This is a genomic window from Streptomyces sp. NPDC001222, assembly GCF_042896945.1.
Taxonomy (GTDB): Bacteria; Actinomycetota; Actinomycetes; order Streptomycetales; family Streptomycetaceae; genus Streptomyces; species Streptomyces gibsoniae.
Genome location: NZ_JBIAXT010000002.1, coordinates 603,941 through 614,092, shown reverse-complemented (window position 1 = coordinate 614,092; position 10,152 = coordinate 603,941). Strand labels below are relative to the sequence as shown.

3 protein-coding genes, 1 tRNA gene and 2 rRNA genes are annotated in these 10,152 nt (G+C 69.1%); 5 read left to right on the top strand and 1 reads right to left on the bottom strand.

The genetic code is table 11. From position 1 onward, the window contains the following. The 4 genes from ACFY2Z_RS05750 to ACFY2Z_RS05735 all read left to right on the top strand — a co-directional run. Positions 1-74: ribosomal RNA gene (locus tag ACFY2Z_RS05750) — 23S ribosomal RNA — on the top strand; the annotation flags it as partial. A gap of 89 nt (positions 75-163) precedes the next feature. Next, positions 164-280: ribosomal RNA gene (gene rrf, locus ACFY2Z_RS05745) — 5S ribosomal RNA — on the top strand. 112 nt (positions 281-392) lie between these two features. Then, a complete protein-coding gene (locus ACFY2Z_RS05740; protein ID WP_390742917.1) occupies positions 393-1,055 on the top strand; it encodes a DegT/DnrJ/EryC1/StrS family aminotransferase in 663 nt (220 codons plus the stop codon). 86 nt (positions 1,056-1,141) lie between these two features. Continuing rightward, a tRNA-Thr gene (locus ACFY2Z_RS05735) sits at positions 1,142-1,214 on the top strand. A gap of 104 nt (positions 1,215-1,318) precedes the next feature. Here the strand turns inward: ACFY2Z_RS05735 and ACFY2Z_RS05730 are convergent. Beyond that, on the bottom strand, positions 1,319-4,066 hold the full coding sequence (locus ACFY2Z_RS05730; RefSeq protein ID WP_390742899.1) for a SpoIIE family protein phosphatase: 2,748 nt from the start codon (positions 4,064-4,066) through the stop codon (positions 1,319-1,321). A 374-nt stretch (positions 4,067-4,440) separates the two neighbouring features. Between ACFY2Z_RS05730 and ACFY2Z_RS05725 the strand changes: the two genes are divergently transcribed. After that, positions 4,441-9,909, top strand: a complete 5,469-nt coding sequence (locus tag ACFY2Z_RS05725; RefSeq protein ID WP_390742898.1) for a HAMP domain-containing protein — start codon at positions 4,441-4,443, stop codon at positions 9,907-9,909. Positions 9,910-10,152 lie beyond the last annotated feature (243 nt).

Sequence of the window (10,152 nt, the reverse complement as noted above, 5' to 3'; positions counted from 1 at the left end):
GGTTGATAGGCCGGATCTGGAAGCACGGTAACGTGTGGAGGTGACCGGTACTAATAGGCCGAGGGCTTGTCCTCAGTTGCTCGCGTCCACTGTGTCGGTTCTGAAACCACGAACAATCCCGCCGTTTTGTGTGCGGTGTGCCGGGTTGTCAGTTTCATAGTGTTTCGGTGGTCATAGCGTGAGGGAAACGCCCGGTTACATTCCGAACCCGGAAGCTAAGCCTCACAGCGCCGATGGTACTGCAGGGGGGACCCTGTGGGAGAGTAGGACGCCGCCGAACAATTCTTCAGAGCGGGTCCCCGAACTTCGGTTCGGGGACCCGCTCTTTTGCGTTGCCCGTCACTTTGCGTTCACGTTGCCGGACGAGCATCCGAGCCATGAGTACTGCAGGAATGCTCAGGGCCGCGGGCATCGGCCACGGTGACGAGGTCATCGTGCCGGCCTTCGGGAACATCGAGGTTGCCGAGGCCGTGACCCAGGCGGGCGCGACCCCGGTGTTCGCTGACATAGACCCGCTGACGTACTGCCTCGACCCCTTCGCCGTCGAGGCCGCGGTGAGCCCGCAGACCTCCGCGGTCGTCGTCGTGCACCGCTTCGGCCGGCCCGCCGACGTGGCGCGGCTGCACGAGGTCGGGCAGCGGCACGGACTCCTGGTGCTGGAGCAGGGCGAGTCCGAGACGCCGTACGTCGAGGTGGCCCAGCGTCGTGAGCGGGCGGCGTACCTGGACCGGCGGCTGCGTGGCGTGCGGACGCCCGACGGCAGCGGCGGGCACACCTACCAGCAGTACGTGGTGCGGGTGCCGGGCAACGGCCGGCCGGACCGCGATGCCTTCGCACGAGCCGTACAGGCCAGGGGAGTCGAGTGCCGGGTCCCCGTGAAGACCCCCGTCCACCGTATGCCGGGATTCCGGCGGGACGTGTGTCTGCCCGAGACCGAGCGTGCCGCCGATGAGACGCTCTCGCTGCCCGTGGACGCCTCGCTGACGAAGCGTGAGATGAATCGGATCGTCTCGGCGTGCAACGCGCTGGGCGGGCTGCTGCAACCCGCTTTCTGAACCCGGCCTCTCCGGTTTGGGAACACACGCCAGTTCGGGGTATGATCTATTCCGTTGCCGCGAGGGAAACCTCGAAAAGGCGACAGGCCCCTATAGCTCAGTCGGCAGAGCGTCTCCATGGTAAGGAGAAGGTCAACGGTTCGATTCCGTTTGGGGGCTCGGAGAAAAGGCCTCGCCCATCAGGGCGGGGCCTCTTTCATGTCCCGGCTTCTCCCCGCCCGGCTCTCCCGACTGGGGCCGGGAGCCCGGGCGTTGCTCGGCACTCAGTCCTTCGGAAGGCCAGGGACCCGCATCGCCAGAATCGCCATGTCGTCCGACGGGGCGTCCGAGGCGAAGCGTTCGACGGCGCGCATGATGCGGGCCGCGACCGCGCCCGCGGTGAGGCCCGTACAGGCCGTGAGGACCTCCGCGAGGCCGTCGTCGCCCAACATGCGGGTGCCCTCGCGGCGTTCCGTGACGCCGTCCGTGACGCACAGCAGGACGTCTCCGGGGTCGAGCGTCACCGTCTGCTCGTACAGCTCCAGGTCCTCCATGACACCGAGGAGAGGCTGCGGTTCGGCGGCCGGCTCCACCGAGCCGTCCTGGCGCAGCCGCAGCGGGAGCGGGTGGCCGGCGCAGACCACCTTCAGGACGGCGCTGCCGTCCTCCTGGGGCCACAGCTCGCCGTAGAGCAGGGTCAGGAAGCGGCTGCGGGCGCCCTCGTCGAGGATCGCGGAGTTCAGGCGCTCCAGCACGGCCGGGCCGCCGAAGCCCTCCCGGGCCAGCAGGCGCAGCGCGTGGCGGGCCAGGCCGGTGACCGCGGCCGCCTCCGGGCCCGTACCGCACACGTCACCGATGGCGAAGCCGTAGGCGCCGTCGCGGATCGGGAAAAGGTCGTAGAAGTCGCCGCCCACCTCGTTGCCCTCGCCGGCCGCGCGGTAGATCACCTCGACCTCGACCCCGTCGATGTGCGGGAGCTCCGGCGGGAGCAGGCTGCGCTGGAGGGACTGGCTGATGGCCGTGCGCTCGGAGTACAGCCGGGCGTTGTCGAGGGCCAGGGCGGCCCGGCGGCTGAGGTCCTCGGCCAGTTCCAGGATCTCCTGGCGGAAGTGTTCGTCCGTCGGCTTGCCCAGCGTCAGCATGCCGATGACCCGGTTGCGGGCCACGAGAGGGAGGACGACCGTCTCGCCGCCGACCGTCGAGGCTGTCGCCAGCGTCGTGCCGATGCCCGAGCTGAGCGCGGGCGGCTCGCCGAGGCCGAGGCTGCGCATGGAGGTGCGCAGCGCCGCCTGGTGGGCCGCCTCGGCCGGGGCCGTCCAGACCCGGGCGCCCGGCGTGGGGATGGGTTCCGGCGGGGCGATCTTCGACAGGAGTGCCTTGAGGCCGTCGATGCGCTCCTCGTCCTCGTGCAGGACGTAGGACAGGTACGGCTCCGAGGCCTGGTCGGCGATCGTGTACACCGCGCACCAGGTGGCCAGCGTCGGGATCGTCATCTGGGCCATGAGGGCCAGTGTCTGGTCCCGGTCCAGGGTGCCCGCGAGGAGGTCGGAGGCCTCGACGAGGAAGCTCAGCGAGCCGCGGCGCAGCCGCTCCAGCTCACCGAGGCGGGCCGACTCCACGGCCAGGGCGATGCGGTCGGCCGCGAACTGGAGACGCAGCGCCTCCTCGTTGGAGTACCGGGAGGGCGACTCGGCCGCGACGCCGAGGGAGCCGGTCAGCCGGCCCTCCACCTTCAGCGGGACCGTGACCACGGAGCGCATGCCCGTGCCGCCCAGCAGGGGTACCGTGCCCGGCACGGCGGCCAGGTCGTCGTGGACGGCGGGCATACGCGCCGAGCCGTAGCGGCCGGGGCCCGCGTCGACCGGGACGCGGGCGAAGCGCTGGCGGGCTGAGGGCAGGCCGGTCGAGGCGCGCACCTCCAGCTCCGTCTCGTCGTCGGTGGCCAGCAGGAGGAAGGCGGCGTCGCCGTCGAGCATGTCGCGGGCGCGCTCCACCGTGCGCTGCAGGAGGCCGTCGAGATCGTCGGGGGCCGGGGAGCCGATGAAGACCTCGAAGGGGTCCGGGACCTGGCCGTCCTGGGCGGTCCCGGTGTCGGCGGCGGTCCCGCGCAGGGGGGTCTGCAGCACGGCCCGCTCGTGGTCGCGCACCAGCAGACAGACCGTGGAGGGTTCGCCTGCCGCGTCGCGTACGCGCAGGTGAGAGGCGTATACGGGGATCACTCGGCCATCGGCGCCGCGGACGCCGTAGCTCCCCTCCCAGCGGGAGAGCCGGAGGGCCTCGGCGATCCCGGTGCCGGTGCCGGGGGTGTGCGGCCAGGCGGCGAGGTCGGTGAGCGGCTTGCCGGTGACCTGCTCGGCCGCGTATCCGAAGAGGTCCTCCGAGTCCTCGTTCCAGGCGGTGATGGTGCCGGTGCGGTCGATCTGGACGACCGCGACCCGCACCCGGCCGTCGGCGAGCGGCAGGAGGTTCGCGGGGAGCGAGGGCCCCGCCGCGCGCGTGCCGACCGGGCGTTCGGGGAGTTCGAGTTGGAACCAGACGTGTTTGTGCGTGGGGCTGTACTCGACGCCCCAGCGGCCCGCGAGGGCGGCGCAGAGCTGGAGGCCGCGGCCGCCCTCCCGGTCGGGGCTGCCCATGTTCACGGCGCTCGACTGGAGCGGGATCTCACGTTCCGGATACCGGTCGGCGACCTCGATGCGTACGCCGTCGTCGCTGCGCAGGCACAGGACCTCCGCGGCGGTGCCCGCGTGCACGACGGCGTTCGTGACCAGCTCGCTGGTGAGGACCACGGCGTCGTCGACGACGTCCGCGAAGCCCCAGCCCTGGAGGGTGTCGCGGACGAAGGACCGGGCGGTCGCCACCGATCGTCCGACGGGCTCGAAGCTTGCGGCCGCGCGCGCGGTGATCACAGATCTCCCTGTCCTGTTCTCGACGTGCGGGGTGTCCGGGCCGGCCCCCTCCTGCCGGGGCAGCGGCTGGCTCCCCCTCTGCCGGGGATCCTGGGGGTGTCCCCCGGGACGCAGTCCGGTGGTCATGGTGCGGTGCCCCTCCGATGCCTGCCCGCTCGTGCTCGTGCCACCGCCCAGACCGGTTGCGCCGGCACGGCTGGACAGCCGCATGCAAGGTTACTTACCTTCGCCGTCCATGCGGATGCCGGTTGCCGGTGTTTACGTCCGGAGGTGTGCGGAGCGTGTGCGAAGCTGCCGAACTGTTATGGCCTGGTTCGGGCATGGTGAAACACTGGGCAAGCTTCCTATGGAGGTTCGGGCAGGCCGAGTGTCTCCTGCCAGGCCGGGCAGGAGCACCGCGCGTACCCGGTGGAACGGGCACGCTTACGCACGAGTAATCGGTACGTCGAGCAGTACCCCTGAGTACAGCAGTGAAGGTCGACCCCTGCGGGAGGGACACAGTGGAGTCTGGCGCAGCGACGCGGGGCACTAAGGCGCGCGCGAAAGGCGGACAGTCCCTGAGCAACCAGCGCTCGGCGCGCAAGGGAACCACCGCGGTGGACACGGCGGCCCTGAACCGGTTGCTGGCGGCTCTCGCGTCGATGAGGGACGGCAATTTCCGGAAGCGGCTGACGGTCTCCGGCGACGGGGTGATGGCCGAGATCGCCGCCGTCTTCAACGAGGTGGCGGACCGGAATCTGCATCTGACCGGGGAGCTGGCCCGGGTGCGCCGTGTGGTCGGGCGTGAGGGCAAGCTCACGGAGCGGCTGGAGACGGGTGCCTGCGAGGGTTCCTGGGCGAGTGCGATCGACGCGTCCAACGCTCTCGTGGACGATCTCGTACGCCCCGTCTCCGAGGTGAGCCGGGTGCTGTCGGCGGTCGCCGAGGGTGATCTGTCGCCACGCATGGAACTGCGGACGCCGGAGCCGGAGGGCACCGGGCATCCGCTGCGCGGTGAGTTCCTGAAGGTCGGCCGTACGGTCAACAACCTGGTCGACCAGCTGTCGACGTTCACCGACGAGGTCACGCGGGTGGCCAGTGAGGTGGGCACCGAGGGCAAGCTGGGCGGTCAGGCCCGGGTGCGCGGTATGTCCGGTTCGTGGAAGGATCTCACGGATTCGGTCAACACGATGGCGTACCGGCTGACCGCGCAGGTGCGGGACATCGCCCTGGTGACGACGGCGGTCGCGAAGGGTGATCTGTCGCGGAAGGTCACGGTGCACGTGGCCGGCGAGATGCTGGAGCTGAAGAACACCGTCAACACGATGGTGGACCAGCTCGCGTCCTTCTCCTCCGAGGTCACCCGGGTCGCCCGGGAGGTCGGCACCGAGGGCGAGCTGGGCGGTCAGGCCCAGGTGCCGGGTGTGTCGGGTGTGTGGAAGGACCTCACCGATTCGGTGAACCTGATGGCCGGCAATCTGACGGCCCAGGTGCGCGGGATCGCGCAGGTGACGACCGCGGTCGCCAACGGTGACCTGTCGCAGAAGGTGACCGTGTCGGCGCGCGGCGAGATGGCGCAGCTCGCCGAGACGATCAACCAGATGACCGAGACGCTGCGCACCTTCGCGGACGAGGTCACCCGGGTGGCCAACGAGGTGGGTGCCGAGGGCCGGCTCGGCGGGCAGGCGAATGTGCCCGGCGCGGCGGGTACGTGGAAGGACCTCACCGATTCGGTGAACACGGTCTTCCGGAACCTGACCACTCAGGTGCGGGACATCGCCGCCGTGACGACGGCGGTGGCGAGCGGTGATCTGTCGCAGAAGGTCACCGTGGACGTGGCCGGCGAGATGCTGGAGCTGAAGAACACCGTCAACGGGATGGTGGACCAGCTCTCCGGGTTCGGTGCCGAGGTCACCCGGGTGGCGCGGGAGATCGGCGTCGAGGGTGAGCTGGGCGGTCAGGCGCAGGTGACGGGCGCGGCGGGCGCTTGGAAGGACCTCACGGACTCCGTCAACACGGCGTTCCGCAACCTCACCGGCCAGGTCCGCAACATCGCCCAGGTGACGACGGCGGTGGCCAACGGTGATCTGTCGCAGAAGGTCACCGTGGACGTCTCCGGTGAGATGCTCCAGCTGAAGAACACCGTGAACACGATGGTGGACCAGCTGTCCGCGTTCGCCGACCAGGTCACGCGCATGGCCCGGGACGTGGGCACGGAGGGCCGGCTGGGCGGTCAGGCCGTGGTGCCGGGAGTGTCGGGCACCTGGAAGGAACTCACCGACTCCGTCAACTTCATGGCGGGCAATCTCACCTCGCAGGTGAGGCAGATCGCCCAGGTGACGACGGCGGTGGCGCGGGGTGATCTGTCGCAGAAGATCGACGTGGACGCGCGCGGCGAGATCCTGGAGCTGAAGAACACCATCAACAACCTGGTGGACCAGCTCTCCGCGTTCGCCGAGCAGGTGACGCGCGTTGCCCGTGAGGTGGGCACGGACGGCCGGCTCGGCGGTCAGGCGCAGGTGCCGGGCGTGGCCGGCGTGTGGCGCGATCTGACCGACTCCGTCAACTTCATGGCCGGCAACCTCACCACCCAGGTACGCAACATCGCGCAGGTCGCGACGGCGGTGGCGCGGGGCGATCTGTCGCAGAAGATCGACGTGGACGCGCGCGGCGAGATCCTGGAGCTGAAGAACACGCTCAACACGATGGTGGACCAGCTCTCCAACTTCGCGGAGCAGGTGACGCGGGTTGCCCGCGAGGTGGGTACCGAGGGCATCCTCGGCGGGCAGGCCGAGGTCCAGGGCGTTTCCGGCACCTGGAAGGACCTCACACAGTCCGTGAACTTCATGGCGAACAACCTGACCATCCAGGTGCGCAACATCGCCGAGGTCACGACCGCGGTCGCCAAGGGCGACCTGTCCAAGAAGATCACCGTCGATGCCAAGGGTGAGATCCTCGAACTGGTCACCACCGTGAACACGATGGTCGACCAGCTGTCGTCCTTCGCGGAGCAGGTGACCCGGGTGGCCCGTGAGGTGGGCACCGAGGGCATCCTCGGCGGCCAGGCGCACGTACCAGGCGTCACCGGCATCTGGAAGGACCTCAACGACAACGTCAACCTGATGGCCAACAACCTGACCACGCAGGTGCGCAACATCTCCCAGGTCGCGGCGGCCGTCGCCAACGGCGACCTGACACGGACGGTGACGATCGAGGCGCGCGGCGAGGTCCAGCAGCTCGCCGACACCTTCAACACGATGGTGAAGACGCTGAGCTCGTTCGCCGACCAGGTCACCAAGGTGGCCCGCGAGGTGGGCACGGACGGCATCCTGGGCGGCCAGGCGCACGTACCGGGTGTGGCCGGCACGTGGAAGGACCTCACCGAGTCCGTGAACCGGATGGCGTCCAACCTGACCGGTCAGGTGCGCAACATCGCGATGGTGACCACGGCCATCGCCAAGGGTGACCTGACCAAGAAGATCGACATCGACGCCCGGGGCGAGATCCTGGAGCTGAAGACCACCATCAACACGATGGTCGACCAGCTCTCCTCCTTCGCCGAGGAGGTCACCCGGGTGGCCCGTGAGGTGGGTACGGAGGGGCAGCTCGGCGGCCAGGCGCGGGTCCGGGACGTCGACGGCACCTGGCGCGACCTGACCGAGTCGGTGAACGAGATGGCCGGGAACCTGACCCGGCAGGTGCGTGCCATCGCGCGCGTGGCGACCGCGGTGACCCGCGGCGATCTCAATCTGAAGATCGATGTGGATGCCTCGGGCGAGATCCAGGAGCTCCAGGACTACATCAACAAGATGATCGCCAACCTGCGCGACACCACGATCGCGAACAAGGAGCAGGACTGGCTCAAGGGCAACCTGGCCCGTATCTCCGCCCTGATGCAGGGCCGCCGCGATCTGGAGGACGTGGCCTCGCTGATCATGAGCGAGCTGACGCCGGTGGTCTCCGCGCAGCACGGCGCGTTCTTCCTCGCGGTGCAGCTGGTGGACGGTCAGGACCGGGGCGCCGACGCGGACGACCAGTACGAACTGCGGATGCATGGGTCGTACGGCTACTCCATGGGCTCCATGCCGACGTCGTTCCGGCCGGGTGAGGCGCTCATCGGGACGGCCGCGAAGGAGAAGCGCACGATCCTCGTGGAGAACGCGCCGAGCGGCTATCTGAAGATCTCCTCCGGGCTCGGCGACGCGCCGCCCGCGCAGGTGATCGTCCTGCCGGTGCTGTTCGAGGGGAAGGTGCTCGGCGTCATCGAGCTGGCGTCCTTCACCCCGTTCACGCAGATCCAGCGGGACTTCCTCAACCAGATCGCCGAGATGATCGCGACGAGCGTCAACACCATCTCCGTCAACACCAAGACCGAGTTGCTGCTCAAGCAGTCGCAAGGGCTGACCGAGGAACTGAGGCTGCGGTCGGAGGAGTTGGAGCAGCGGCAGAAGGCCCTCCAGGCGTCCAACGCGGAACTGGAGGAGAAGGCCGAGCTGCTGGCCCAGCAGAACCGGGACATCGAGGTCAAGAACACCGAGATCGAGGAGGCGCGGCAGGTCCTGGAGGAGCGCGCCGAGCAGCTCGCGGTCTCCATGCGCTACAAGAGCGAGTTCCTGGCCAACATGTCGCACGAGCTGCGTACGCCGCTCAACTCCCTGCTGATCCTGGCCAAGCTGCTCGCCGACAACGCCGAGGGCAACCTCTCGCCGAAGCAGGTGGAGTTCGCGGAGACCATCCACGGCGCAGGCTCCGACCTGCTCCAGCTGATCAACGACATCCTGGACCTGTCGAAGGTCGAGGCGGGCAAGATGGACGTCTCCCCGACGCGTATCGCGCTCGTGCAGCTCGTCGACTACGTGGAGGCCACGTTCCGGCCGCTGACCGCGGAGAAGGGCCTCGACTTCTCCGTACGGGTGTCGCCGGAGCTGCCCGCCACGCTGCACACCGACGAGCAGCGTCTGTTGCAGGTGCTGCGCAACCTGCTGTCGAACGCGGTGAAGTTCACCGACACCGGGGCCGTCGAGCTGGTCATCCGTCCGGCGGGTGGCGATGTGCCGATGGCGATCCGGGAGCAGTTGCTGGAGGCCGGCTCGCTGCGGGAACCGGACGCTGAACTGATCGCGTTCTCGGTGGCCGACACCGGCATCGGTATCGCGGCCAGCAAGATGCGGGTGATCTTCGAGGCGTTCAAGCAGGCGGACGGCACGACGAGCCGCAAGTACGGCGGTACGGGGCTCGGGTTGTCCATCTCGCGTGAGATCGCGCGGCTGCTCGGCGGTGAGATCCACGCGCAGAGCGAGCCCGGGCGCGGCTCGACGTTCACCCTGTATCTGCCGCTGCACCCGAGCGAACTGCCGCCCCAGGGCTACTCGCAGCTCGCGCCCGCCATGGAGGCCGACGAACTGCTGGCGTCCGAGGCGGAGCTGTCCGCGCCGGACATCGAGACCCCGGCCGAGGTGAAGTCGTACCAGGAGACCCAGAACGGTCCGGCGGCGCTCTTCCGGCGCCGCCGCAGGGCGGTCTCCGCGGGCGTGCAGCGCGGCGTCGGCGGGGGACAGGAGCAGTGGGCCGGGGAGTCGCACGAGGGGCCGCGATCGCGGCAGGGTGTGCGGTTCGACAGCGAGAAGGTGCTGATCGTCGACGACGACATCCGCAACGTCTTCGCGCTCACCAGCGTCCTGGAGCAGCACGGACTTTCGGTGCTGTACGCCGAGAACGGCCGGGAGGGCATCGAGGTGCTGGAACAGCACGACGATGTCGCGGTCGTCCTGATGGACATCATGATGCCGGAGATGGACGGGTACGCCACGACCACGGCGATCCGGCGGATGCCTCAGTTCGCGGGGCTGCCGATCATCGCGTTGACGGCGAAGGCGATGAAGGGCGACCGTGAGAAGGCCATCGAGTCGGGGGCCTCGGACTATGTGACCAAGCCGGTCGACCCCGATCACCTACTGTCCGTGATGGAACAGTGGATGCGTGTGCAGTGATGTGAATGCGGATGCGGTGAAGGGGCCCTGAATGTTCACGCGGAGTTGCCGACGGAGCGCGGCCGGCGCCGTGTAGAAGTGGGGTGTGCGGGGAACCTTCTGGTCTCCTGCTGCGTTTCTGCTACGTGCACAGTGACATCGCGGTGACAGGGTGTGGCGACAGGCGGGGTGCGGCTACGATGACCGGCACAAGGACGGGCGGCGCAAGGGAGTCGTCCCCTGGGGTGGCGTCGGGCGGCGTCA

Coding starts and splice junctions, on each gene's coding strand:
- ACFY2Z_RS05740 (WP_390742917.1), top strand. CDS start 393: ATGCTCAGGGCCGCGGGCATCGGCCACGGTGACGAGGTCATCGTGCCG.
- ACFY2Z_RS05730 (WP_390742899.1), bottom strand. CDS start 4,066: ATGACCACCGGACTGCGTCCCGGGGGACACCCCCAGGATCCCCGGCAG.